This is a genomic window from Actinosynnema sp. NPDC050436 (assembly GCF_040655415.1).
Taxonomy (GTDB): Bacteria; Actinomycetota; Actinomycetes; order Mycobacteriales; family Pseudonocardiaceae; genus Actinosynnema.
The window spans coordinates 41,480-66,318 of sequence record NZ_JBFAJV010000008.1; the positions used below are offsets into that span (position 1 = coordinate 41,480).

Consider the following 24,839-nt stretch of genomic DNA (forward strand, 5'->3'; position numbering starts at 1 on the left):
TGGGACCGGGGTCGTCACGGGCAGCGCACTCGGCTGCCGCCGTCGTCCAGCAGGGTGTCCTTGATCCAGCCCTGCCGGTTCGTGCCGTCCTTGCGGCCCCACGTCCACGTGCCGTCGTTCTGGGTCGTGGTGTAGCAGTGGTAGAAGATCTTGTCACCGTTGTTGAACTGCCCGTAGGAGGAGCAGTTCGTGTGCGGACCGGAGCGGTAGTTCACGTTGTTGCCCTGGATCCGACCCCAGGCGCTGTCCCTGTTGGCGTGGTCGTGGCTGCAGCTCAGCGCGCCGACCCCGGTCTCCCCCGTCGCCGGAGCGGCACTCGCGGCGGTGGTCACGAGCGTGGTCGCGCCGAGCGCGAGCACCGCCGCGACTGCGGCGACTACTGACCTTGACGACATGTCGTCCCCCTTGGGTGTCCGGCACGTCCGGCGGACGTGCTCGGATCTGATGGTGGCGCTTGCGTCCCGGTGCTGTCGTTGCCTCTGAGCGCACCAGGGGTGGGCTTGCGCGCACGATTCCCGGTCCGGTGGTTCATTCCACACAGGACACTCGACGTGGAGCGTCCTCAGTTCAGGTCCTGCCGGGAAGAGAGCGCCTCGGTCCGGTAGTCGCTGGGCGACATTCCGGTCTCACGGCGGAAGGTGCGGCTGAACTCGCCGGATCGCGTGAACCCCCACCGGGCCGCGATGGCCGCGATCGTCCGGTGGCGCAGGGTCGGATCGGTCAGGTCGCGCCGGCAGCGGTCCAGGCGGCGGTGCCGGAGGTGCGCGGTGACGCTGACGGGGTGGTGCTGCTGGAAGATCCGGTGCAGGTAGCGCACGGAGATGTTGTGCGCGGACGCGATCGTCGCGGGCGCGAGGTCCGGCTGGTGCAGGGTGTCGTCCACGAACGACACGATCCGCAGGTACAGCAGGTAGGTCGGCGAGTGCGGCGGCGGGGTGTCGTCGTCCAGGCAGTGCGCCAGCAACGCGCTGACGAGGTCGATCGTCGTGTGCCCCAAGCGCAGCGCGTCGTGCGGGCTGAACTCCGCCCGGTCCTCGACCAGGCCGACCAGGAATCGCGTCACCAGCCGGCCGATGCCGTGCGTGGCCGGGATCGGCCGGGCGAGCAGCCGGTCCACCCGCGCCGCCGGCAGCGGCAGCAGCCGCTTGGGGAACTGGAGCACGACGGACTCGGCCGCGCAGTCGCCCACCACCGCCTCGAAGCGCTGCGAGCTGTCGTACAGCACCAGTTGGCCCGCGTCGAGGCAGGCGCAGGTCCGGTTCTGGTCGATCCCCTGCCGTCCGGTGAGGACGACGCCCACCTGGTACTGCTCCGGATCGGACCGCCGGATCAGCCGGGCGGTCCGGGTGCTGCGCAGCGAGCCGTAGCGCAGCGCGGTGACCTGCGCGACCCCGAGCGTCGTGGCGTCCAGCCGTGCCGCGAACGAAGCGGGCTCCGGGATGTGGAACTCCGTCGGCACCAGGGCGGACGACGTGATGTGCCGCCACGCGTCCACCCGGTCGGGGCCGGCGAGGTCGTTGCTGTCGAAGATCTTGTCCACGGTGTCCTCCAGCCGTGTCCGGTGCCGGGCAGGCTCCCACGGAGGGTGTGCCACGGGCCTCGTGTTTGCGGGCTGCCGAGACCGGTTGACGTGGAGGTGCGCGTTGACGACGTTCCCCTGACAATTCTGTGACACTGCCCGGAGGTTGTGGGCGCACGGACGGGAAGGACCCCATGACGCACGGGTTCGACAAGGAGTACTGGGAACAGCACTGGCGGGACGGTGCCGCCGGGTCGATGGGCGCGAACCCGCCGAACCCGTACCTCGCGCGCGAACTCGGCGACCTGGAGCCGGGCACCGCGCTGGACGCGGGCTGCGGTGCCGGTGCCGAGGCGATCTGGCTGGCGTCGCACGGGTGGTAGGTCACGGCGGTCGACATCTCGGCCGGGGCGCTGGCCCGTGCCGCCGAACGCGCGGCGGACAGCGGGGCGTCCGACCGGGTGCGGTGGGTGGAGGCGGACCTCGACACCTGGCAGCCGGGCAGGAAGTTCGACCTGGTGACCACCCACTACGCCCACTCGGGGCTACCACAACTGGACTTCTACCACCACATCGCCGACTGGGTGGCACCGGGCGGCACCCTTCTGGTCGTCGGCCACTCGGACCAGGACACCGGCCATGGACACGGCCATGGACACGGCCATGGTCACGGGCACGGCCATGGGGGTCACGAGCACCGGCCGCCGGTCGAGGCGTCGGCCACCGCCGAGGCCATCACGGCGCGGCTGGACGAGGGGACGTGGACCGTCGTCACCGCCGAGCAGACCAGCCGCACCCTCGGCACGCACGGCGGCAGTGAGACCACGCTGCACGACGTCGTGGTCCGCGCCACCCGTCTCCGGTGACGATGACCGTCCGGTGTGGACGGATGCTGCGGTGGTCGGCTCAGCCGAGCTGCACGACCGTGACCCGGTCGCCGTCGGTCACCGCGAACCGCAGGGCCTCCTGGTCGACCGCGACCCGCGCCGGTCCGGAGAAGGCCCGCTTCCCCACGATCGCACTGACCGCCTCGCCGGTGTCGAGGTCGGGCCACTCGGCGAGCAGTTCGCCGGTGTTCCCGTCGAAGAGGCGCGGGTGGTCGCAGAGGGCCAGGACGTGACCGGCGAACGGTACGAGGTCGCCTGCGGTGGTGTCGAGCCGCACGCGCCAGGTGAACGTGCGGGCGGTGGACGACCAGCGCGCCAGTGCGTTGTGCGGCAGTTCCTCCGGCCCTTCGGGGTCGTTCGGCTCCGGTGACGTGGAGAGCACGACGTCGTCACCGAGGAAGCAGGCACCGGCCACCTCCGCCCGCACCCGCCACCCCGGGGTGTCGGCGTCGCCGCCGGTGTCGAGCGCGGCGGGGTCGGACAGCGCCCGGTGCAGGTCCAGGACGGCCAGGCACCCGTACGGCTGCCACACCCACCCGGCGCTGAGCAGGTACCGCCCGCTCGGCGAGACCGCCAGCCGCGAGTGGAAGAAGTCGACGGGCGTCCGGCCGGCGGCGGCGGTGAGGCGTTCGCCGGTCAGGGCGTCCTCGACCTCCAGGCGGTTGTACGCCTCGGGGCAGTGCACCAGCCCGGTTCGGCCGTTCGGCAGCGTGCAGAGCGCGACCGGGTAGCGGTGGGTCCCGGCGTGGTAGTAGCTGCGGTCGATCTCGCGGATCAGCTCGCCGTCGGTGCCGAACAGGAGGCCCTTGGTGCCGGTGCTCGCCACGAGCGCGACGACGTCACCGCCGGGCGACGGCACGGCCGCGTCGAACTGCGGGCCGTACCGGCCTCGCTTCACCTGTGCCGTGCGGCCGTGGGGCGGTACCGGCTGCCACCCGTTCGCCACGTCGTAGAGCCGGCCCTGCACCCAGACCAGGGCTTTCGCGCCGGCAACCGCGATCACGTCGCGGTGGATCTCCTGCATCCGCCCGATCTTGCCCACCGATCGGCCTTTCGTCACCGGAGTTTCCGACGCGGCGAGACCAAGTGCGTCGGCGGTGTATACGAAAGTGGGCTTCCGACTGGGCCTTTGGTCGGAAAGTTTCCCCCAGGCTTGACCGTGCCGCAGCGGCATGGTTTCCACTTGAGCTCGTCGGCGTGACCGCGCCGGCCACACCGAAGGGGGCGCGTCGTGGCGTGGAGCACCAGTCAGCTCGCGGACCTCGCCGGCACCACCCTGCGCACGATCCGGCACTACCACGACGTGGGCCTGCTCACCCAGCCCGAACGCCGGGCCAACGGCTATAAGAGCTACGGCGTGCCCCACCTCGTGCGCGTGCTGCGGATCAAGCGCCTCACCGACCTCGGGCTGTCGCTGGCCGACATCTCCGAGCTGGGCGAGGACGACGAGCACCCCGGTGAGGCGCTGCGCCGGTTGGACGCCGAACTGGCCGCCACGGTCGACCGGCTCCGGCGGGTGCGGGCGGAGATCGCCCGGATCCTGCACCGGGAGACGCCGACCGACCTGCCGCTGGACGTCGCCGCGCTGGTCGCCGGGCTGGACCTCACGCCGCAGGACCGCTCGTTCACCGTGGTGCTGGCCCAGTTGCTCACGCCGGAGGCGCTGTCCACCTACGCCGGCGTGCTGGCGGAGCACGCCAAGGACCCCGCGCTGGTGGAGTTCGACGGGCTGACCGACGACTCGGACGAGCAGACCCGGCAACGCCTGGCCGAGCGCCTCCGCGAGCACCCGTTCGTGCGGGAGATGCAGGCCGCGTTCCCGGACGCGACCGGGTTGTTCACCGGTTCGCCGCGCGGGGAGCAGTTCGCGCTCAGAACGATGGCCGAAGCCGTGGTGGAGCTGTACAACGCGGCGCAGCTCGACGTCCTGTCACGGATGGTCCGCTGATCTGTCAACCAGGCGCACGACGGGTGCGCCTTCGGGGAGGTATTTGCACATGCGAAAATGGTGGTCTCTGACAGCGGTGGTGGCCGTGCTGGCGGGGCTGGTGGTGCCCGCCGTGGCCACGGCGGCCCCGGCGGACGCCGTCACGTGGGTGGCGTGCCCGGAGGACGTCGCGGCACCGGGCCTGGAGTGCGGGAGGGTGCAGGTTCCGCTCGACTACAGCAGGCCGGACGGCCGCCGGATCGAGCTGGCGATCTCGCGCCTGGCGAGCAGGAACCCGGAGAAGCGTCGCGGCATCCTGCTCACCAACCCCGGTGGGCCGAGCCCCGGCCTGACCTTCCCGGCACAGCTCCGGCTGGGCGGCCTGCCGCAGGGCGTGCAGGACGCCTACGATGTGATCGGGGTCGACGGGCGCGGCATCGGTCACAGCACGCCGGTCACCTGCGACCTGACGCAGGAGCAGCAGTACGCCGGCAGCATCCCGCCCTACGCCGTGACGCCCGCCGACGTCCGCGAGCACGCCGACGACGTCAAGCAGATCGCGCGGCAGTGCGCCCGGTCGTCGACCGCGTACCTGTTGCCGCACGCCACGACCGCGAACACCGCCCGCGACCTGGACCGCGTGCGTGCCGCGCTGGGCGAGCGGAAGGCGTCGTTCCTCGGCTACTCGTACGGGACCTACCTCGGCGCGGTGTACGCGACGCTGTTCCCGCACAGCACCGACCGCGTCGTGCTCGACAGCAACCTGGGCGCGGGCGGGTGGGACGTCGAGGGTGGCCGGATGTTCGGCCGTGGCATGGAGGACGCCTTCCCGGACTTCGCGCGATGGCTGGGCGCGCACCCCGAACTCGGCCTGGGGAGCACCCCGCAGCAGGCCCGCGCGAAGTACTTCGAGATCGCCGGCCGGCTCGACCGGGCACCGGTCCAGGGTGTCACCGGCGGGCAGTTCCGCCTGCTGACGTTCGCCGGCCTCTACCGCAGCGGTGACGCGGCGTTCGGCAAGCTCGCGGCGCTGTGGAAGGCGTTGGACACCGACACCCCGCTGCCGCCGGACGACACCACTCCGCCGGCCGGGCTGGAGAACGTCATCGCCGCCCGGTTCTTCGTGATCTGCGGAGACTCCCGCTGGCCCGGGTCGGTGCGGACCTATGAGCACAACGTGGCCGTGGACCGCGTCCGCTACCCGATGTTCGGCGCGGCGGGGGCCAACATCCAGCCGTGCGCGTTCTGGCAGGACCCCGTGGAACCGCCGGTGCGCATCTCCGACCGGGGACCGCACAACGTGCTCATGGTGCAGAACGAGCGCGACCCCGCCACGCCGTTGGCCGGCGCGCGGACGTTGCGGCGTGCTTTCGGTGACCGGGCGTCGATGGTGACCGTCGACCACAGCGGGCACGGTGCCTACCTGTGGGCCGGGAACCGGTGCGCCGACGAGAAGGTGACGGCGTACCTGCTCGGTGGCCGACCTCCGGCCCACGACACCGGGTGCGCGGCGGAGACCCGGCCCGCCGCCTCCGGTCAGGTGCCGCCCATCGGGTAGCGCCCCCGGACAGCGCTCCGCCGTGTGCCGCTCGTCCTGGGGGTGGGCGGCACACGGCGGAGCGTCTCAGGGCCACCGGGTTCCGGGGTAGTCCACGTACCCTTCCGCTCCGCCCTGGTAGTAGGTGGCGGGGTCGCCGACCGCCGGTTCCCGCCCCCACGCGAACCGCGCCACCAGGTCCGGGTTGGCGATGTAGTGCGTGGCATAGGACACCGCGTCCGCCGCTCCGGCCTGAACGATCGCGTTGCCCGATTCCCGGTCGAAGCCCAGGTTGGCGATCAACGGCCCGCCGAACGCCCTCCGGTACCGCGCGAAGTCGGCGGGATCGGGTGCCGCGCCGGACAGTTCGGGTCCTCTCACGTGCAGGTAGGCCAAGCGGCGCGCACCGAGCCCCGCCGCGTACTCCTCATAAGCATCCACAGTGGACTGATCCGGCACAAAGCCCTCGCCCTCGGCCCAGTAGGGCGACACCCGGACGCCGACCCGGCCCGCACCCCACACCGCGCCCACGGCGTCGACCACCTCGAACAGCAGCCGTCCGCCGCGATACCCGTCCGTCCGCGCGTTCGTCCGGGCGTTGAGGAAGCGCGGCAGCAGGAACGCGCCCACCGCGTGCACCTCGACGCCGTCGAACCCCGCTTCCCGGGCGCGGACCGCCGCCGAGGCGAAATCGGCCACCACGTCCCTGATGTCGGCGGCGGACAGCTCCCCCGGTGCCGCCGCGCCGGCGTGCCACAGCTGCACGACGATCCGCCCGCCGAGCGCGTGCACGACGTCGGTCACCCGGCGCCACGCGGCCACCTGTTCGGCGGAGTACACCCCCGGCACCTTCGGGAACCCGATGGCCCGCTCGCCGACCCACGTCCCCTCCGTGACGATCAGGCCCGCGCTCGCCCGCTGCCCGTAGTACACCGCGTGCAGTTCGGTCGGCACGAGCCCGTCTCCCGCGCGTGCCCGCGTCACGGGAGCCATCACCACCCGGTTGGGCAGCCGGAGGTCCCCCAGCCCGACTGGCGCGAGCAGCGGTTGAACGGTTGTGATGTCGGTCATCGGCGTGCGTCTCCTGTCACCTCGCCCGGCTCCGGGCCGTCGACGGGGTAGACGCGCGACGACGGGGAAAGGTGACCCATGGACGAGGTGGCGGAGGTCTTCGAGGCCCATCGGGCGCGGTTGCGCGCGGTCGCGTACCGGATGCTCGGGTCGTTGAGCGAGGCCGAGGACGCCGTGCAGGAGACCTGGCTGCGGCTGAGCCGGGTGGACGTGGGCGAGGTCGACAACCTGGCCGCGTGGCTGCGCACCGTCGTCTCCCGGGTGAGCCTGGACGTGCTGCGGGCCCGCCGATCCCGGCCGGAGGAGCCGGTGGCCCAACTGCCCGACCTCCCGTCGGGGGACGACCCGGCGGAGGAGGTGCTGCTGGCCGAGTCCGTGGGGCGCGCGCTGCTGGTCGTGCTCGACGCGCTCGCGCCGGCCGAACGGGTGGCGTTCGTGCTGCACGACCTGTTCGCCGTGCCATTCGACCGGATCGCGCCGATCGTCGGGCGCACCACCGCCACGACCAAGAAGCTCGCCAGCCGCGCCCGGCAGCGGGTCAAAGGCACGTCGGCGCTGCCCGACGCGGAGGTCACCGCGCAGCGGCACGTGGTGGAGGCGTTCCTCGCCGCCGCCCGGACCGGTGACCTGTCCGCCCTGCTCGCGGTGCTCGCGCCGGACGTGGTGCGGGTCGCCGACCCGGCGGCCGTCCCGCCGGGCACGCCGGCCGTCCTGCGCGGTGCCCGCGCGGTCGCGGACGAGGCCGTGGTGCTGGCCGCCAAGTCCCGGTACGCCTCGCCCGCGCTCGTCGACGGGGCGGTGGGCGCGGTCGTCGCGCCCCTGGGGCGGCTGGTGCTGGCGTTGGCCGTCGAGGTGTCCGGTGACCGCGTCACGCGGTTCGAGGTGATCGCCGACCCGCGCCGGCTCGCCCGGCTGGAGATCGCCGTGCCCGCCTGACGTGAGCACCCCTCGCGCGAGTGGTCGTGCCGCCGGATGTCGAACCCCGTTGCGCTGGAAGCACCACCGCGCCCGGCGGCCTCCCCGGTGGGACCGCGCCGGTGCGGACAACAGGTCGGAAACTTCCGCACCGTTCCGCTCCGGCGCCGCAGACCGGGTCAATACCATGGGACCGTGAGTGATTCGTCCCGTCCTCCGGCGAGATCCGTCGTCGTGAGCCTGTTCGCGGTCGCCGCGACCGCCGTCGTCGCGGCGTCGGTGCTGACCGTCGTCGCCGTGGCCCGAGCCGGCCCGAGTCGCGGCAGCGCCGCCGAAGCCGGCGAGCGGCCCTCCCCCACGCCGCGCGAGTCGTCCGCGCCCCGTGCCGCCGGGCTGCCGCTGTGCCTGGTCGGCTCCTGGGTCTCGGTCGAGGAGCAGGTCATGGTCAAGTTCTACACCGACGTCGACCCGATGCTGTTCACCAGCAGCGGCCGGCGCTACGAGTTCCGCCCCGACGGGACCGGCACCGAGCGGCAGGACAACGTGACGCTCACCGGCAGCCACCAGGGCACCGAGCTGAAGATCGTGGCCAACGGCACCAACGAGTTCAAGTGGCGCGCGACCGACAAGCAGGTCACCTACCTGTCCCGGACGAACACCACCATCACGTACTCCTACTACGACCAGCGCGGGCTGATCTCCACCCAGCCGCAGGAGTCGAAGGCGGACCTCAACGAGGTGGACGACTACGCGTGCGAGGGCAACCAGGCGGCGGAGACCAACCCCAGCGGCTACCGGGCGCGGTGGGCGCGCACCGACGGCAGCGGGGTGTACGGCTGATGGCGCGGATGAGGTCCCTGCTCGGCGTGGCCGCGCTGCTGGCGCTGACGCCGCTGCCCGCCGCGGCGGCGCAGCCGTCCAGCCCGGAGGAGCGCGCCGCCGCCGTGGCCCGGCCGGGCATCGTGTACATCTCGGTCACCTGGCACGGCTGGGTGCGCGACAAGAAGACCGGCGAGGTGTTCGGCGGCACCGAGGGGTACGAGGTGAAGACCTCGTGCAGCGGCGCGATCATCAGCCCCGACGGGTACGTCGCCACGGCCAGCCACTGCGTCCACACCGGACCGCTCGGCGGGGGCGGCGCGCTGTTCGAGGCCGCCATCGCCGACCTGTCCAGGGCCGGCCGGGTGCGCGACGTGGCCAAGGCGCGGCAGCAGTTCGCCGAGAACGGGCTCGCCGAGGGCTTCGGCCCGGACAGCCCGGTGGACCGGTCGATCCAGGTGGAGCGCATGGAGAAGCGCGACTCCGAGCAGGTGCGCGACGTCGCGCCGGCCACGGTGGTCGACCTGGTCGCGCCGGCCGACGGCGACGTGGCGGTGCTCAAGATCCCCCGGCAGAACCTGCCGTCCCTGGAGGTCCGCCAGGACCAGACCCCGGTCGGCGCCCCGATCCTGGCGATCGGCTACCCCGGGTCGACGGACAAGGCGGTCGACCCGAGCCTGGAGCCCAGCAACAAGAACGGCCAGATCTCGGCCCGGCGCACCCAGGGCGGGCGGCCGTTCTACGAGTTCAGCGCCGCCGCCGCGCACGGCATGAGCGGCGGGCCGGTGGTCGACATGCAGGGCGGCATCGTCGGCCTGATCAGCCAGGGCTCGCCGGGCGAGACCCAGTCGTTCAACTTCGCCGCGTCGTCCCAGACGCTGACCGACGTGCTGCGCGGCAAGGAGGTCCAGGTCGGGACCGGGCAGCACGACCAGGACTACCGGACCGGGCTGGACCGCTTCTTCGAGGGCGACTACGACGGGGCGGCGACGTACTTCACCGCCGCGCTGGCCGGGTCGCCGGGCAACCAGCAGGCCGCCGACTACCTCAAGCAGGCCACCGACAAGGGCGGTGTGCCGGGCAGCTCGCCGACCACGCTGCTGGTCGTCTTCGCCATCGTCTGCGGCGGCATCGCCGTGGCGACCGCGACGGCGGGGACCGCGATCCTGCTCGCGCGCCGCAAGCGCGCCGCGAAGGCCGCCGCACCGGGCGGGCCGCTCCCGACCCCACCGGGCGGGTACGCGCCGACCACTCCGGCCGCCGGGTACGCGGCCACCGCACCGGCCACGCCGGCCAGCGGGTACGCACCGGGCACCCCGGCCGGCGGGTACGCACCGGCGACTCCGGCGGGCGGGTACCCCGCCACTCCGGGCGGCGGGTACTCGCAGGTGTCGCCGTGGGCCCGGACCCCCGCGGCGCAACCCAAGCCGACCGCCGTGATGCCGCAGCCGTTCCCCACCGCGCAGGCCCCGGCACCACAACCCGCGCCACCACAGCAGGTACCCCGCACGCCGACCAACGGGGCACCCACGCCGGACGGGCACCCGACCGTCACGCGACAGGTCAAGGTGCCCGCTTCGGAGGACGCGCCCACGGTGTCCACCTCCGCCCCGGACCTCTCGGCGCTACCAGTTGTTCTCGGCGGTGATCCACAGGGCGACGGCCAGCGCGATGCCGACCAGGCTGACGGGGGTGAAGGTGGAGGTCACCAGTCCGACGACCAGACCGAGCGCCGCCGTCACGGCGTAGAGGCGGGGACCCCACTTGCGGGTCATCCACGCGCCGACCAGGCCGGCCACGGCGACCAGGCTCACCACCGTGACCAGCAGGGCGAGTTGTAAGTCCTCGTCGGACAGGTCGCGTCCGTGGTCGATCTCGTCCACCACCGCGACGACGCCGATCAGCAGCGTGAACAGGTTCGCCAAGCTCATCAGGACCAGGATCACGACGATGCCCGCGCCCTTCTTGGGGCGCGGGCCGGCCGCCGGCAGGTCGGGGTGCGAACGGGTCATGGCAGAGTCTCCTCACGACGGCGGGAACCGTTGCCCGGGAGGGGTTTCCGGGCAGATCGACGGTTTCCGGGGTGTCGCTGGAGGCTATTGGCCGGTGGGCGGGGCGGGCGACCCCTCGGGGGGTGGAAAGTTCCGATTGCGGGCGATGCGCTCGACGTCGGCCAGGTCGGCCGAGGTGACCAGGCGGACCTCCGCCGCGCGCCGCGCCACCGAGAAGCGGATGTTCTGCAACCGCCCCACGTGCGGTGCCGCGAACGGGTCGTCCGACGCCCCGAACGCGATGGCCGAGATGGCCCGGATGGCGTCGTCGACCCGTTGCGGGCGCTGGAGGTTCCAGGTGTAGCCGTGCCACTGGCGGACCCGCTCGTAGATCTCCCGGTTGGACGGCGGGCGCGGGTAGTCGTCGTTGCCCGCGAGCCACGGCTCGCACAGCGCGAGCGCCACGAACCAGTCGCGGCTGCCGCGCACCAGGCCCGGTCCCTTGGCGGTGTCCAGCCCCTCCGGCAGGTCGGGCAGCGCCTCCGGTGCGGTCTCCACGTCGATGTTGACCACCAGGTCGGTGAAGCCCTGCCCGTTCTGCCGGCCCAGCAGCAGCACGAGCTGGTTCTCGCCCCGGTCCAGCAGCGCGGACATCGCGCGCGCCAGGATCACCCGGCGCGCGCCGCCGGGCGCGTCGAACAGGCTGGACAGCTGGGCCTCGCCGGCGCCGAGCCAGTGCAGCATCACCGTGTTCTCGCCGACGACCAGCTCGCCGACCAGCCGGGACACGTGGGCCGCGCAGTCCGGCAGGGTCAGCGCGATCCGGCCGGGTCCCGGGGTCGCGGCGGCGTGCGGGGCACGGCCGAACAACAGGGACTCGCCCGGTCGCAGCACGACCGAAGCCATGCCGGAACCCCGCACCACCACGCGCTGCATCGCACCTCTCCTCAGTTGGGGCAGGACGGCGGCGAGCCGCGGTCCGAGCCCAACGCGTTCCACTCGTCGGCCAGCGTGTCGCGGTTGAGCGAACCGCACAGCACCTCGACCCCGTTGCCCGGGTCGAGGTCCCACAGCCTGGTGACGCCGTCCGCACCGCCGCTGGCCAGCCGCCGGCCGGACGAGTCGAACGCCACGTCGTTGAGCTGGTCCTCGTGCCGGTCCATCCGGGCCAGCGGTCGCAGGTCGACCGCGTCCCACACCCGGACCACGGTGTCCTGGCCGGCCGTCGCGATCATCTTGCCGTCCGGACTGTAGGTCACGCGACGCACGGTCGAGTCACTGCCGGTCAGGGTGCCGACCTGGGAGCCGTCGCGGACCCGCCACAGCCGCACCAGGCGGTCCGAGCCGGCCGTGGCCAGGGTGGTGCCGTCGGGGCTGAACTCGGCGTCGATGGCGATGCCGTCGTGGCCCTCCAGGATGGTCAGCTCGGCACCGGGGTCGACCAGGTTCCACAGGCCGACCTTGCCGCCGGACAGCGTGACGGCCAGCACCTTGCCGTCCGGGCTGAACGCGATCCCGTTGGGGTAGTTGGACTTGGTCTCGTCGGACCGCTCGCCGCGCGGGTTGTCGCGGGTGGGCCGGCGCTGGGGCGACTCGGCCAGGTTGGTCGCGTCGAGCAGCAGCAGCTCGTCGCGGTCCTCCTCGGACGTGACCGGCGCGCGCCCGCCGACCGCGATCCGCTTGCCGTCCGGGCTGTAGCGGACGGCGGTGAACACCGTGCCGGGCCGGCTGAACCGGCGCAGCTCGACGCCTGCCGTGTTCCACAGCACCACCGCGCCGTCCTCGCCGACCGTGACCAGTTCGGTGCCGTCCGGTTTGAACGCCACGTCGTAGGCCGCGCCCTGGTGCGCCTGCACCCGTTTGACCAGGTCGGCCTTGGCGCTGTCCCACAGGTGCAGCACGCCGACGCCGTCCACGGACGCCAGCAGGTCGCCGTCGGGCTGGAACTTGGTGCCGATGACCGCGCCGGACCGGTTGCCCAGCGCGGTGCGCAGCAGGGACCAGACGGTGATCTCGCCCGCGCTGTCGGCGCCGGCCAGGGTGTGCCCGTCGGCGGAGACGGCGACCCCGTACATGGTCACCGAGCGGGTGGCCAGCCGGGCGACCAGCGAGCCGTTGTGGGGGTCCCAGACGTAGACGCTGGTGCCGATGCCGCTGCCGACCACGGTGGACCCGGTGGGGCTCCAGGTGACGGCGCTCAGCCCGCCCTCGGTGGTGGGCAGGGTGAGCCGGGAGGCCCAGGTCTTGGTGTCCCACAGGCGCATCGCGCCGTCCATCGCAACGGTGGCCAGCGTGGTGCCGTCGGGGCTGAACGCCATGGCGGAGACCATGTTGGTGTGCTCGCCGAGGGTGGCGACCAGTGCGCCGTCGGCGACCCGGTGCACCTCCACCTTGTCCTGGTTGGTGGTGGCGATGAGCGTGCTGTCGGCGCTGTAGGCGAGGTAGATCGACGGTGACGCCTGGAACGAGGTGATCTCGGCCCACGTCGAGGTGTCGTAGATGACCACGCCCTTGTCCATGAGGGCGGCCATGGTCTTGCCGTCCCGGGCCATGGCGACGTCGATGCCCACGCCGGGCAGCCGCTTGACCATCTTGCGCTCTTCGACGTCCCAGACGGTCACCGCCTTCTGGGTGGGGTTGGCGACGCCGACCAGCTTCCCGTCGCCGGACATCGACACGGTCCGGTACCAGCCGCCGGACTCGTCGAGCTTGGCGAGCTCGCGGCGGCCGGGCACGTCCCACAGGCGCAGCGTGCCGTCCCGGCCGCCGGTCACCGCGAGGCTCGCGTCGCCGTTCATGGCCAGGGTCGAGATGACGCCGTCGTGGCCGCTCATCCGGCCCCGGTAGCTGTCGGACTGGGCGGACAGCAGCGCGCTGCGGCTCTCCACCGTCTGCCCCGCCTGCCACGAGCCGAGGGCGAACAGCGCGCCGCGCCGGGGGTCGACGCCCCGGGTCTGGGCGGCCTCGGCGGCGAGCTGGCGGGACAGGTTGAGCTGGCGGGCGGCGTTGGCCTGGTCGCGCTGGTCGTTCGCGTTCTGCTGGAGCTTGATCGCGACGACCACCATGCCGGAGGCGACCAGCAGCAGCACGCTCAGCGAGGCGACCAGCACCCGCAGCCGCCGGGTGCGCTGCCGGGCGGCGACCTGGCCCGCGTGCTCGGCGGCGTTCGAGCGGACCAGGAACTCCTGCTCGACGGGCTGGAGCCGGACCCGGTCGCGGGCGGTGTCCAGCCACGAGGTGAGCGAGGCCAGCCGGACGCCCCGGTACAGGTCGTCGGCGAGCCGGCCGGACTCGGCCCACACCCGCACCGCGTCGGCGAACCGGCGGTGCTGGATGAGGCCCGCGCGGTCCTCGTCGATCCAGCCGCGCAGCCGGGGCCACGCGGTGAGCAGCGCCTCGTGGCTCAGCCGCGCGCCGGAGCCGTCCACGGTGACCAGGCGCGCGGTGATCAGGTGGTCCACGATCGCGGGTGCGGGCAGCTCGCGCGGGTCGACCCGGCGGCGCACCGCCGTGCCGTCGTCGAACACGGTCACCATGCGCAGCACGGTGTCGCGCAGGTACTGCCGGCCCAGCGGGTCGAGCCGGTCGTGGATCTCCTCGGCGGTGCGCGACACCGCGCCGTCGATGCCGCCGACCCGCCGGTAGGCGGCGAGGGTCAGCACGTTGCCCTCGCGGTGGTTCCACGTCTCGCGCAGGGCGTGCGCGAGCCGGGGCAGCGCGCCGGGGTCGTAGCCGATCTCGCCGCGCACGCCGAGGTCGGCGATGAGCCGCTCGGGCAGGCCCGGCTCGATCTCCAGGCCCGCGTCCCGGGCGGGCGTGACGATGGCCTGCCGCAGCTCGGTGGCGTCCATCGGGCCGAGCAGGACGGGCGCGGTCAGCGCGGGCCGCAGCGGGGCCAGCTCGATGCACCGGTCGACCAGGTCGGCGCGGACGGCGAGCACGACGACCGCCGGGGCGGCCGAGGTGAGCGCGGTGGCGTAGGCGAGCCGGTCGGACTCGGGGGTGCCGTAGGTGAACAGCTCCTCGAACTGGTCGACCAGGATCACCGGCCGGGACGTGGTCGCGCCGACCGACCGCGCGCACAGCTCGCCGAACCGGTCGGGCGTCTCGCGCACCACCCGCGCCCACTCCTCCGGGCCGACCTGGGACCGCGCGGCCATGGCGTGCGCGAGGCCCCGGACCGGGTCGGGGCCGGGGCTGAGCACGATCTGCGGCCACTCGGCGTCGGACGCCTCGCCGGCCAGCGCGGGCAGCAGGCCGGCGCGCAGCACGGAGGACTTGCCCGAGCCGGACGCGCCGACCACCACGACGGGTTCGCCGCCGTCGACCTGCTCGGCCAGCCGCACGAGCAGGTCGGACACGACGTGGTCGCGGCCGTGGAACATGTCGGCGTCGGAGCGCTCGAACCCGCTCAGGCCGGGGTACGGGCAGACCGGCGGCTGCCCGAGCCGCCGGGTGGCCGGGCGGCGCGCGCCGGAGGCCCGCACGATCGCCTTGACGATCCGGGCCTGGTCGCGCTCCTTGGACGGGCCGAGCAGGGTCGGTTTGGCCGACCGCGCGGTGTCGCCGGAGTAGGCGGCCTCCTCGGCGGCGGTGAGCAGGGCGGTGACCGACTCGAACCGGCGGGCGGGTTCCTTGGCCAGGCCGCGCAGCACCACCGCGTCCAGCGCGGGCGTGATCGTCGGCAGGAACACCGACGGCGCGGGCGGCGGTTGCAGCAGGTGCGCGGCGACCTTGGCGGCCATGTCGTCCATCGGGTACGGCAGCCGGCCGGTCAGGCACTCGAACAGCACGCACGCCAGCGAGTACTGGTCGGCGCGGCCGTCGACCAGGCCCCGGGACAGCCGTTCGGGGGCCATGTAGTCCCACGACCCGATCAGGTCGCCGGACTGGGTGAGCACGGTCGCGTCGGAGGAGGTCTCGCGGGCGATGCCGAAGTCCGCCAGGTACGCCTTGCCCGCGCCGTCGACCAGGATGTTGGAGGGCTTGACGTCGCGGTGCACCAGGCCCGCGCCGTGGGCGGCGTCCAGCGCCCGCGCCACCTGGCGCAGGACGGCCAGCGCCCGGTCCTGGTCGACCGCGCCCTGCCCGAGCATCCGGCGCAGGTCGAGGCCGTCGACGAGCATCATGTCGAGGTAGAGCTGCCCGTCGATCTCGCCGAAGGCGTTGACCGGCGTGATGTTGGGGTGGCTCAGGGCCGCCGCGAGCCGGGACTCGCGCTGGAAGCGGGCGCGGAACTCGGGGTCGGTGCCCGAGGTCGGCAGCTTCTTGAGGGCGACGATCCGGTCGTTGACCGTGTCGTAGGCGCGGTAGACCACGCCCATGCCGCCCTGGCCCACCACCCCGAGGATGCGGTACGGCCCGAAGTCCGGTAATTCGGACCGTTGGTCCGCTGTCATCGACGCCCCCTGTTCCACGGTCGCACCACCCTACTGAGACAGTTCGAGCGGGGTTCGGGTTCCCCGCCACTGTCGTCGTGGCGGGGCGTTCCCGCCGCCCACCGCCGAAGCGCGGGTGCGTCGCCGGCTCGGCGGCAGCGCTGTCCGCCAACAGGGTGCCGGTGCGGGCGGGCCACTCGCCCGGGTGGGTGATCACGGGGTCGGTCCGGGCGTCCGGCCGCCGCCGGGGCGGTCCGCGAAGATCACCCGGTCGGTCCAGTCCCGACTTCCGCCGAGCGGTCAGCCGGCCGGCGGTGCCTCGAAGTGCGCCAGCCACGCGGCGAGGAGGCGTTCCAGGTGCCGGGCGTCGGCCGGGTCGAGCGCGTCGAGCAGCCGGCGCTCGTTGGCCATGTGCTCGGCGAACGCCCGGTCGACCACCCGCACGCCGGCGGCGGTCAGCGCCACGACGCGGCGGCGGCCGTCAGTGGTCGACGCGCGGCGGGCGACCAGGCCGTCGCGCTCCAGCCGGTCGATGCGCTTGGTGATCGCCCCGGTGGTGACCATGGTGTGCTGGGCCAGCTCGCCGGGGGCGCGTTCGTAGGGCTCGCCGGCGCGGCGCAGCGCGGCCAGGACGTCGAACTCGCCCTCGCCGAGGCCGTGCCGCCGGTAGACGACGGTCAACTGGTCGGTCAGCACGGCGGCGAGCCGGTGCAGCCGCCCGATGACGCCCTGCGGCGAGACGTCGAGGTCGGGGCGCTCACGCGCCCACTCGGCCTGGATCCGGGCCACGTGGTCCTGGTGTCCGCTCACACCGCCGACAATATACCTTCCACGGAAGCTATATTGCCTTCCATGGAAGCTACCACCCGGTGGGCGCTGGTCACCGCTCTCGCGCCGATCGCCTGGGGATCGACCTACTACGTGACACACCGGTACCTGCCGGCCGACCAGCCGCTGTGGGGCTCGGCCCTGCGCGCGCTGCCCGCCGGCCTGCTGCTGCTGGCGGTCCGCCGCGAACGGCCGCGCGGCGACTGGTGGTGGCGCGCGCTGGTGCTGGGCACGCTCAACATGGGCGCGTTCTTCGCCCTGGTCTACGTCGCGGCGCAGCTCCTGCCGACCAGCCTCGCGGCCACGATCATGGCCGTCTCCCCCGCCGCGATGATGGTCGCGGCCCGGCTCGCGCTCGCGGAACGGGCGCGCGCCCTAGCCGTGACCGGCGTGGTGCTCGGGATGGCGGTGGCGGGCGAGTCGCTGACCGCCCGGCATGGTCTCGGGCTGGCCCTGGTGCTCGTCGGCGTGCTGCTGGGCCAACCTGCGGCACAGCGCCTGCTGCGTGACCGGCGTCCCGTCGGTGACCGACCGGTCCGGTGACTGCGCCGATCGGCGTACTCGTCGCCGGAGCGTTGACTACGCCGATCGGCGTGCCTATAAAGGTCCAGACCACGGGTGTAAGCCGCGACACCTCGACCGCCTCGCCCCGGAAGGGTGTCATCGGCATGAGGAAACGCCTGTCAGCGGTCGGGATCGCGGTCGCCTGCGCCGCCGCCCTCGCCGTCCCCGCCCACGCCTCGGCGGCGACCGTGACGGCCGCGTTCAGCCGGGGATCGGTGTGGAGCACCGGGTACGGCGGCGAGTTCGCGCTGGCCAACACCGGCGACGCGGACAGCACCGGCTGGGTGGTCGAGTTCGACCTGCCGGCGGGCACCACCGTGACCAACTCGTGGAACGCCGCGCTCACCCGCACCGGGCAGCACTTCCGCTTCGCCAACGCCGGGTTCAACGGCCGCATCCGCCCCGGCGGCACCGCCGGCTTCGGCCTCACCGTCAGCGGCCACGGCCTGCCGACCGGCTGCACCGTCGACGGCACGCCGTGCACGGGCGGCGGGCCGGCCCCCGACACCACCGCGCCGACCGCGCCCGGCCTGCCCGTCGTCACGGGTGCCACGTCGAGCACCGTCTCGTTGCAGTGGCAGCAGTCGGAGGACGACGTGGGCGTCGCCGAGTACCAGGTCCTCGCCGGCGGGACGGTGGTCGCCACCGCCACGACGACCTCCGCGACGGTCGGCGCGCTGACGCCGGACACGGCCTACGCGTTCACCGTGCGCGCCCGCGACGCGGCCGGCAACCTCTCCGCCGCCGGGGGCCCGGTCGCCGCCCGGACCGGCCCGGCCGGCGGGTCCACCGTGGACGTCGCCACCGCCGCGCAGTTGCGGACCGCGCTGGCCGCCGCCGCACCCGGCCAGACCATCCGGCTCGCGCCCGGTGTGTACCGGGGGTCGTTCGCCGCCACCCGGCCCGGCACGTCGGCCGCGCCGATCACGCTCACCGGCCCGGCGGACGCCGTGCTGGTCAACGACGGCCCGTCCGGCGACGCACCGGCCTGCCCCGCGCCGACTGCGGGCTGGGACCCGGGATACGGACTCTGGCTGCACGACGCGCCGCACTGGAACCTCACCGGGTTCACCGTGCGCGAGTCGAAGAAGGGCATCGTGGTGGACAACTCGCACCACGTGGTGATTTCGCGGGTTTCGGTGCACCACGTGGACGAGGAGGGCGTGCACTTCCGGCGCTCGTCGGCGGACGGCGTCCTGCGCGACTCCACCATCACCGACACCGGGTTGGCGCAGCCCGGCTACGGCGAGGGCGTGTACCTCGGGTCCGCCAACTCGAACTGGGCCTGCCACGGCAACTCCGGCGGCGTCGACCGCAGCGACCGGGTGCAGGTGCTGGGCAACCGGATCGGGCCGAACGTCGCCGCCGAGCCGATCGACGTGAAGGAGGGCACCTTCCACGGCGTGATCCGGGGGAACGCGTTCGACGGCCGGGGCATCTCGGGGCAGAACTCGGCCGACTCGTGGATCGACGTCAAGGGCGTCGGCTACGTGATCGAGGACAACACCGGGACGTTCAGCGCCCCCGGCACGTTCGCCAACGGCTACGAGACGCACAACCCGGTCACCACCCCGTCGTTCGCCAACGGCTGCGGCACCGTGTGGCGCGGCAACCGCTCCGACCTGGGCGGTGTCGGCCAGTACGCGATCAAGATCACGTCGGTGTCGAAGTGCGCCGGCCTGCCGAACGTCGTGCACGCGTCGAACACCGCGACCCGGGCCGTGAAGGGCCTGACCAACATCCCGACCACCCCCTGAGCGTCCGCCGGGCCCGGTTTCGACTTTTCGGTACAAATGCTGTGGCGGGACGCCGAAGAGTCCCGGGTGGACGGCCCGGGGTTGGTCCGTTTCGGGGCACGCGCACCGCGCACCGGGCGCTAACTTGGTGGTCATGGCGCATATCGACTTCGGCGTGGACGAGACCCTGTTCCCCGGCATCACCGGTCCCCTGCACTTCCGACCGGAGACCGCCGGGCCGCTCAACCAGCTCGCCGAGACCCTGCTGCGCGCGCCGAACTCCCTGTCGCGGGGTGAGCGCGAACTCATCGCCGCGTACGTGTCCGGTCTCAACGAGTGCGCGTTCTGCCGCGACTCCCACTCGGCCATCGCCGCCGCCCAGCTTGACGACGGGATGGCCTTGGTCAAGGAGGTCCGCAAGGACATCTACAGCGCCCCGATACCGGACAAGCTCCGCGCCCTGCTCAAGATCGCGGCAGCCGTCCAGGAATCGGGCCGGAAGGTGACGACCCTCTTGGTGGACGAGGCGCGGGCCGAAGGCGCGACCGACGTGGAGATCCACGACACCGTTCTGATAGCAGCAGCCTTCGCCATGTTCAACCGCTACGTGGACGGCCTGGCCACCCTGACCCCCGAAGACCCCGCCGCGTACAAGGAATCGGCACAGCACATCGTCGAACACGGTTACGCCACCTTGCACGACACCCAAACCCCGTAACAGTCGGCGTCTCAACTCGCGCCCCGTGTGGCGCGAGCCGGAAACCTGATCGCGTTGACAGGGTGGGAGGCCACTGAAACGCTCCGCACTGGACGAGGTCCTTCGCGGCGGAGGTGGCATCTCTGTCCACTCAGGACTCCCGGGGACCGGAACGCCGCCGACGGTGCGCAAGGCCCTGCGGTACTGGCCGTGGTGCACCACGGCGTCGCACGGGTGTCGAGGTCGCCCGATCGTGATCCCGTCGTTCTGGGACACTGTGTCCCCGAGGTGGAGCCGGACGTGCAGGTCGTCGTCGCGCACGGGCCGCAGTCCGAGCCGTTCGGCGTCGACGCGGGGATCGAGACGTCCGGCCGTGGTGTGTTGGTCGTCCACCAAGCCGATGATGACGACGGCCATCGCCGTGGACAAGCGCCCGCGCGCGGTCGGGCACGTCGAACGGAACGGGGGTGACGCGGTGCGGAGTTTGTTGGAACGGATCGGACGCCGCGAGGAGTGGCAGTTCTTCACGGTGTTGCCCAAGGCGCACAAGCCGCTGGCGGCGGCGTGGTGGGCCCTCGTGGTGCTGCGCGGGGTGCTGCCCGCGATCTTCGCGGTGGCCGTCGGGTGGCTGGTCGGCGTGGTCACGGCAGGTGGCCCGCTCACCGGCCCGCTGGTGGTGCTGGGCGTGGTGTTCGTGGTGATGCAGGTGCTCGCCCCGGTGCACAGCCAGGTGGGCGCGAACCTCGGTGACCGCCTGGCGTCGTGGATGAACGACCGCCTGCTGGCCGCGACGGTCGAACCGGCGGGCATGGCCCACCTGGAGTCGCCGGAGCTGACCGACGACCTGACGACCGCCCGGGACTTCGAGCTGGGCCTGTCCGGGCCGCCGATGTCCCTGTCGCTGGGGTTCATCGCGGGCGGCCTGGTGCAGTTGGCGACCGGGGTCGGCCAGGTGCTGGTGATCGGGGCCTACCACTGGTGGGCGGCGCTGCTCGTCGGCACCGCCTGGGCCTCGACGCACTGGTTGCTGCGCAACAGCACGGTGTGGGACCGCACGACCGGCGAGGCGCAGCAGGCGCAGAGGCACGCGGCGTACGCCTACGGGCTCGCGGTGGAAGCACCCCCCGCCAAGGAGATCCGCCTGTTCGGCATCGCCGGCTGGGTGGTCTCGCGGTTCACGCGGCACCGCCGCACCCTCGTCGAGCTGCGCCGGCGGGCGACCCGGCTGCGGCGCGGCCCGCTGCTGGCGGCCGTCGTGCTGCTGGTGGCCGTGAACGGCTCGTTCTTCTGGCTGCTCGCGGCGGACGCGGCGACGGGTGCCCTCGGTCCGGGCCAGGTCGCCGTCTACGCGCAGGCCGCCGTCGGGGCGAGCGCCCTCGCGTTCGGCGGCCTGAACTGGGCGCTGCCGCTCGCCGCCGGCGCGACCGCCGCGCTGCTGCGGGTGGAGCGCGGCATGGCCGAGGTCGGCGAGCTGCCCGGCGGCGGGCGCGCGGCCGACGGTCTGCCGGTCGACGGGCTGCGGCTGCGCGACGTCAGCTTCCGCTACGCCTCGGGCGGTCCCGCCGTCCTGGACGGGGTGGACCTGACCATCCCCGCCGGGTCCTCGCTGGCCGTGGTGGGGGTGAACGGGGCGGGCAAGACCACCCTGGTGAAGCTGCTGTGCAGGCTCTACGACCCGACGGGCGGGGCCGTCGAGGCGGACGGCGTCGACCTGCGCGAGTTCGACCCGGCCGCGTGGCGGCGGCGGGTGACCGCCGTGTTCCAGGACTTCATCCGCTACGAGCTGCCGTTGCGCGACAACGTCGCCCCGCACGGCGCCACCGGCGCGGAGATCACCTCGGCGCTGGCGCTGGCCGGAGCGGACGGGCTCGCCGACCTGGACGCGGTGCTGGCCGCCGGCTACGACGGCGGCACCGACCTGTCCGGCGGGCAGTGGCAGCGCGTCGCCCTGGCCCGCGTGCTGTGCGCGGTCGAGCGGGGTGCCGGCGTGGTGGTGCTCGACGAGCCGACCGCCCAGCTCGACGTGCGCGGCGAGACCGAGGTGTTCGACCGGGTTCTCGACGCCACCCGGGGCTGCACGACGGTGCTGATCTCGCACCGGTTCTCCACGGTGCGCCGGGCGGACCGCATCTGCGTGCTGGAGCACGGCCGGGTCGCCGAGCTGGGCACGCACGACGAGCTGATGGCGCTCGGCGGGCGGTACCGCACCCTGTTCGACCTCCAGGCCCACCGTTTCGGCGAGGAGGAACCCGATGCCGTCGCCCTCGTCTGACCTGCCGTCCTCGCTGCGCTCACTGGGGCGCTCGCTCTCGCTCGGCCTGAAGGCCGAGCCGGTGCTGCTGGTGCTCGCGGGCGTCACGACCGTCGCCGCTGCGGTGCCCGACGCGCTGGTCGCGCTCGGGCTCCGCGAGCTGGTGCAGGCGGGCGTCGACCGCGACGGCTCCGGCCTGCTGGTCGCCGCCGCGTTCCTCGCGGTGCTGGCGACGGCGAGCTGGCTGCTCACCGTCGCCGGAGAACGGGTGAACCTGCGGCTCGCGGAGAAGTCGGCCGTGCACGTCGAAACGCACGTCGCTGCGCTCCAGGCGACCGTGGCGGGCATCGAGCACCACGAGCGCGCCGAGCACGTGGACCGGCTGTCGGTGCTGCGCGACCACGCGAGCGCGTTGAGCCAGCTCTACCGGTCGTTGTTCCTGACGACCGGTGCGGTGGTGCGGTTGCTGCTGACCATCGGCCTGCTGGTGTCCGTCGAACCGCTGCTGGGTCTCCTGGTGCTGTTCGCGGTGCCCACCGTGGTCGTGACCAACCGGCGTGCGGCGGTGGAGAAGGACACCGAGGAGCGCGGTGCCCAGAGCCGGCGGCTGGCCCGGCACCTGTTCGTGCTCGGCTCGACCGCCGCACCGGGCAAGGAGGTCCGGGTCGCCGGGGTGCAGCGCCGGCTGCGCGACCAGCGCCACGAGGCGTGGCTGCGGTCGTACGCGCCGCTGGCCCGGCAGCGCTGGATCAGCGCCGGGTGGCAGGCCGGGGCCTGGGCGCTGTTCGCGGCGGCGTTCGTCGGTGCTGTCGCGCACGTCGCGTCCGGGCAGGAGGTCGGGGTGGCCGGCACCGTCGCCCTGGTGCTCACGGCGGGCAGCAGGCTGTCGGCGTACATCGGGCAGACCGTGGGCGAGGCGCACTTCCTGCGCAGCACGTGGCTCGACGTCTCGCGGCGGATGGTGTGGCTGGAGGACTACGCGGCAGCTCGGGCCGGTGCCGCCGACGTGCCGGTGCCCGAGCGGCTCGACCGGGGCATCGAGCTGCACGGCGTCTCGTTCCGCTACGCCGACGCCGACCGGGCCGCGCTCGACGGTGTCGACGTGCGCCTGCCCGCCGGTGCGGTGGTCGCGGTGGTCGGCGAGAACGGCGCGGGCAAGTCCACCCTGGTCAAGCTGCTGTGCCGGTTCTACCAGCCCTCCGCCGGGCGGATCACCGTGGACGGGGTGGACCTGGCCCGCTTCCCTGTCGAGCAGTGGCGCAACCGGATCTCGGGGGCGTTCCAGGACTTCGCGCGGTTCGAGTACACGGTGCAGGAGTCCGTCGGCCTCGGTGACCGGGAGCGGGTGGACGACCGGGCGGCGACGGCGGCGGCCGTGCGGCGGGCCGGCGCGGACGAGGTCCTCGCGGGGTTCGACGCGGGCTACGACACCCAATTGGGCATCACGTGGCCGGGCGGCGTGGAGGTCTCGGTCGGGCAGTGGCAGCGGCTGGCGCTCGCCCGGGGTTTCATGCGGGAGGACCCGCTGCTGCTCGTGCTCGACGAACCGACCTCGGCGATCGACGCGGAGACCGAGCACGCCCTGTTCGAGCGCTACGCCGAGGCGGCCCGCGCCGACCGCGCCTCCGGCCGCATCACGGTCCTGGTGTCGCACCGGTTCTCCACCGTGCGCATGGCCGACCTCATCATCGTCCTGGACGGTGCCGGGGTCGTCGAGCAGGGCTCGCACGACGAGCTGGTCCGGCGCGGCGGCAAGTACGCCGAGCTGTACGCCATCCAAGCCGCCGGCTACCGCTGACGCTGCCACGGGCTGTTCGGCGTGCGCGGCCGGTGGACGCCGAGCCGCCCGGATCCGGTTGCCCCGGGCGGTTTCCGCACACGCGACGGCACACCGGGCCGGTCCCACAATGAAGACCTCCCCGAACTGCGCGAACTGCGCGAACTGCGCGAAGGAGGATTTCCCGTGACCCGCTTCGGCAGGGTGGTGGTGACCGGTGGGGCCGGCTTCCTGGGCTCGCACCTGTGCGAGGCCCTGATCGGCGGTGGTGCCGAGGTGGTGTGCATCGACGACCTGGTGCTGCACTTCGCCTCGGCCGCGTCGCCGCCGCAGTACCTGGCGCGGCCGGTGGCCACGCTGAAGGTCGGCAGCCAGGGCACCTTCAACGCGCTGGCACTGGCCCGCGACGCGGGCGCGCGGTTCGTGATGGCGTCGACGTCCGAGGCGTACGGTGACCGCCTTCCACCGCGCGGAGGGCGTGGACACCGGGATCGTGCGGATCTTCAACACCTACGGCCCGCGCCTGCTGCCGCGCGACGGCCGCGCGGTGTCGACGTTCATCCGCCAGGCCCTCGCGGGCGAGCCGCTGACCATCACCGGCGACGGCACGCAGACCCGTTCGCTGTGCTACGTCTCGGACACGGTGAGCGGTGTGCTCGCCCTCGCGGGCAGCGACGTGCACGAGCCCGTGAACGTCGGCAACCCGCACGAGATCACCATCCGCGCGCTGGCCGAGACGATCCGGGAGATCACCGGGTCGTCCTCGCCGCTGCACCTGGTGGACGCCCCGGCGGACGACCCGCGTCGGCGGTGCCCGGACACGTCCCGCGCCGCCGAGCTGCTGAGCTGGAAGCCCCGGGTGGACCTGGGCGAGGGGCTTCGCGCACGGTCGAGTGGCGCCGCTCCTCGCCCTTGGCGCACGCGAGCTGACCACGCGGGAGC

At 73.3% G+C, this 24,839-nt stretch carries 18 protein-coding genes and 2 pseudogenes; 13 read left to right on the forward strand and 7 right to left on the reverse strand.

What is annotated here, in order from left to right; translation table 11 throughout:
* Positions 1–14 precede the first annotated feature (14 nt).
* Positions 15–395, reverse strand: coding sequence for a hypothetical protein (locus AB0I60_RS20305; protein ID WP_360731920.1), 381 nt, complete (start codon positions 393–395; stop codon positions 15–17).
* Positions 396–562: 167 nt separating this feature from the next.
* Positions 563–1,540 carry a helix-turn-helix domain-containing protein gene (locus AB0I60_RS20310; protein WP_360731922.1) on the reverse strand — a complete coding sequence of 326 codons (978 nt, stop codon included), beginning with the start codon at positions 1,538–1,540 and terminating at the stop codon, positions 563–565.
* 173 nt (positions 1,541–1,713) lie between these two features.
* Here AB0I60_RS20310 and AB0I60_RS20315 point away from each other — a divergent pair, with 173 nt between their 5' ends.
* Both AB0I60_RS20315 and AB0I60_RS20320 read left to right on the forward strand, forming a co-directional pair.
* Positions 1,714–1,902, forward strand: a complete 189-nt coding sequence (locus tag AB0I60_RS20315; protein WP_360731924.1) for a hypothetical protein — start codon at positions 1,714–1,716, stop codon at positions 1,900–1,902.
* A gap of 12 nt (positions 1,903–1,914) precedes the next feature.
* Positions 1,915–2,385 (forward strand): annotated as a pseudogene (locus AB0I60_RS20320) (methyltransferase domain-containing protein); the annotation flags it as partial.
* A 40-nt stretch (positions 2,386–2,425) separates the two neighbouring features.
* On the opposite strand, the gene AB0I60_RS20325 reads toward AB0I60_RS20320, so the two are convergent.
* Complete coding sequence (locus tag AB0I60_RS20325; protein ID WP_360731926.1) at positions 2,426–3,466, reverse strand: hypothetical protein; 1,041 nt, start codon at positions 3,464–3,466, stop codon at positions 2,426–2,428.
* A 171-nt stretch (positions 3,467–3,637) separates the two neighbouring features.
* Here AB0I60_RS20325 and AB0I60_RS20330 point away from each other — a divergent pair, with 171 nt between their 5' ends.
* Complete coding sequence (locus AB0I60_RS20330; RefSeq protein ID WP_360731928.1) at positions 3,638–4,354, forward strand: MerR family transcriptional regulator; 717 nt, start codon at positions 3,638–3,640, stop codon at positions 4,352–4,354.
* A gap of 49 nt (positions 4,355–4,403) precedes the next feature.
* The gene (locus AB0I60_RS20335; protein WP_360731930.1) at positions 4,404–5,891 is read left to right on the forward strand and encodes an alpha/beta hydrolase; all 1,488 of its coding nucleotides are present in this window, start codon (positions 4,404–4,406) and stop codon (positions 5,889–5,891) included.
* Between the two features lie 66 nt (positions 5,892–5,957).
* Here AB0I60_RS20335 and AB0I60_RS20340 read toward each other — a convergent pair whose 3' ends face one another.
* Positions 5,958–6,941 (reverse strand): alkene reductase, encoded by a 984-nt coding sequence (locus tag AB0I60_RS20340; RefSeq protein ID WP_360731931.1) that lies wholly within the window; start codon positions 6,939–6,941, stop codon positions 5,958–5,960.
* Between the two features lie 78 nt (positions 6,942–7,019).
* On the opposite strand from AB0I60_RS20340, the gene AB0I60_RS20345 reads away from it, so the two are divergent.
* From AB0I60_RS20345 to AB0I60_RS20355, 3 genes are all read left to right on the forward strand, one after another.
* Positions 7,020–7,877: a sigma-70 family RNA polymerase sigma factor gene (locus AB0I60_RS20345; RefSeq protein WP_360731933.1), complete on the forward strand. Its 858-nt coding sequence runs from the start codon at positions 7,020–7,022 to the stop codon at positions 7,875–7,877.
* A gap of 174 nt (positions 7,878–8,051) precedes the next feature.
* A complete protein-coding gene (locus tag AB0I60_RS20350; RefSeq protein ID WP_360731935.1) occupies positions 8,052–8,696 on the forward strand; it encodes a hypothetical protein in 645 nt (214 codons plus the stop codon).
* Positions 8,696–10,516, forward strand: coding sequence for a trypsin-like peptidase domain-containing protein (locus AB0I60_RS20355; RefSeq protein WP_360731937.1), 1,821 nt, complete (start codon positions 8,696–8,698; stop codon positions 10,514–10,516). Before AB0I60_RS20350 ends, AB0I60_RS20355 begins: the two co-directional genes overlap by 1 nt.
* A gap of 255 nt (positions 10,517–10,771) precedes the next feature.
* Here AB0I60_RS20355 and AB0I60_RS20360 read toward each other — a convergent pair whose 3' ends face one another.
* The 3 genes from AB0I60_RS20360 to AB0I60_RS20370 all read right to left on the reverse strand — a co-directional run bounded on the left by AB0I60_RS20360 (position 10,772) and on the right by AB0I60_RS20370 (position 16,854).
* Entirely contained in the window at positions 10,772–11,602 is an 831-nt protein-coding gene (locus AB0I60_RS20360; RefSeq protein WP_360731939.1) for a hypothetical protein, read from the reverse strand.
* Positions 11,603–11,613: 11 nt separating this feature from the next.
* On the reverse strand, positions 11,614–16,065 hold the full coding sequence (locus tag AB0I60_RS20365; RefSeq protein WP_360731940.1) for a protein kinase: 4,452 nt from the start codon (positions 16,063–16,065) through the stop codon (positions 11,614–11,616).
* A gap of 279 nt (positions 16,066–16,344) precedes the next feature.
* Entirely contained in the window at positions 16,345–16,854 is a 510-nt protein-coding gene (locus AB0I60_RS20370; RefSeq protein ID WP_360731942.1) for a MarR family transcriptional regulator, read from the reverse strand.
* A 42-nt stretch (positions 16,855–16,896) separates the two neighbouring features.
* Between AB0I60_RS20370 and AB0I60_RS20375 the strand changes: the two genes are divergently transcribed.
* From AB0I60_RS20375 to AB0I60_RS20400, 6 genes and pseudogenes are all read left to right on the forward strand, one after another.
* Complete coding sequence (locus tag AB0I60_RS20375) at positions 16,897–17,415, forward strand: EamA family transporter (RefSeq protein WP_360731944.1); 519 nt, start codon at positions 16,897–16,899, stop codon at positions 17,413–17,415.
* Positions 17,416–17,540: 125 nt separating this feature from the next.
* Complete coding sequence (locus AB0I60_RS20380) at positions 17,541–19,193, forward strand: cellulose binding domain-containing protein (protein WP_360731945.1); 1,653 nt, start codon at positions 17,541–17,543, stop codon at positions 19,191–19,193.
* Between the two features lie 133 nt (positions 19,194–19,326).
* The gene (locus tag AB0I60_RS20385) at positions 19,327–19,890 is read left to right on the forward strand and encodes a carboxymuconolactone decarboxylase family protein (protein ID WP_360731946.1); all 564 of its coding nucleotides are present in this window, start codon (positions 19,327–19,329) and stop codon (positions 19,888–19,890) included.
* A 382-nt stretch (positions 19,891–20,272) separates the two neighbouring features.
* A complete protein-coding gene (locus AB0I60_RS20390; RefSeq protein WP_360731947.1) occupies positions 20,273–22,141 on the forward strand; it encodes an ABC transporter ATP-binding protein in 1,869 nt (622 codons plus the stop codon).
* Positions 22,122–23,918 (forward strand): ABC transporter ATP-binding protein, encoded by a 1,797-nt coding sequence (locus AB0I60_RS20395; protein WP_360731949.1) that lies wholly within the window; start codon positions 22,122–22,124, stop codon positions 23,916–23,918. Before AB0I60_RS20390 ends, AB0I60_RS20395 begins: the two co-directional genes overlap by 20 nt.
* A 135-nt stretch (positions 23,919–24,053) precedes the next feature.
* Positions 24,054–24,780: pseudogene (locus AB0I60_RS20400) on the forward strand (NAD-dependent epimerase/dehydratase family protein); the annotation flags it as partial.
* Between the last annotated feature and the right edge of the window lie 59 nt (positions 24,781–24,839).

What these genes read in the sequence shown, in the direction of transcription:
- AB0I60_RS20360 (WP_360731939.1), bottom strand. Translation starts at nt 11,602, where the DNA reads ATGCAGCGCGTGGTGGTGCGGGGTTCCGGCATGGCTTCGGTCGTGCTG.
- AB0I60_RS20395 (WP_360731949.1), top strand. Translation starts at nt 22,122, where the DNA reads ATGCCGTCGCCCTCGTCTGACCTGCCGTCCTCGCTGCGCTCACTGGGG.
- AB0I60_RS20380 (WP_360731945.1), top strand. Translation starts at nt 17,541, where the DNA reads ATGAGGAAACGCCTGTCAGCGGTCGGGATCGCGGTCGCCTGCGCCGCC.
- AB0I60_RS20340 (WP_360731931.1), bottom strand. Translation starts at nt 6,941, where the DNA reads ATGACCGACATCACAACCGTTCAACCGCTGCTCGCGCCAGTCGGGCTG.
- AB0I60_RS20305 (WP_360731920.1), bottom strand. Translation starts at nt 395, where the DNA reads ATGTCGTCAAGGTCAGTAGTCGCCGCAGTCGCGGCGGTGCTCGCGCTC.
- AB0I60_RS20390 (WP_360731947.1), top strand. Translation starts at nt 20,273, where the DNA reads ATGACGACGGCCATCGCCGTGGACAAGCGCCCGCGCGCGGTCGGGCAC.
- AB0I60_RS20335 (WP_360731930.1), top strand. Translation starts at nt 4,404, where the DNA reads ATGCGAAAATGGTGGTCTCTGACAGCGGTGGTGGCCGTGCTGGCGGGG.
- AB0I60_RS20385 (WP_360731946.1), top strand. Translation starts at nt 19,327, where the DNA reads ATGGCGCATATCGACTTCGGCGTGGACGAGACCCTGTTCCCCGGCATC.
- AB0I60_RS20375 (WP_360731944.1), top strand. Translation starts at nt 16,897, where the DNA reads ATGGAAGCTACCACCCGGTGGGCGCTGGTCACCGCTCTCGCGCCGATC.
- AB0I60_RS20365 (WP_360731940.1), bottom strand. Translation starts at nt 16,065, where the DNA reads ATGACAGCGGACCAACGGTCCGAATTACCGGACTTCGGGCCGTACCGC.
- AB0I60_RS20345 (WP_360731933.1), top strand. Translation starts at nt 7,020, where the DNA reads ATGGACGAGGTGGCGGAGGTCTTCGAGGCCCATCGGGCGCGGTTGCGC.
- AB0I60_RS20355 (WP_360731937.1), top strand. Translation starts at nt 8,696, where the DNA reads ATGGCGCGGATGAGGTCCCTGCTCGGCGTGGCCGCGCTGCTGGCGCTG.
- AB0I60_RS20315 (WP_360731924.1), top strand. Translation starts at nt 1,714, where the DNA reads ATGACGCACGGGTTCGACAAGGAGTACTGGGAACAGCACTGGCGGGAC.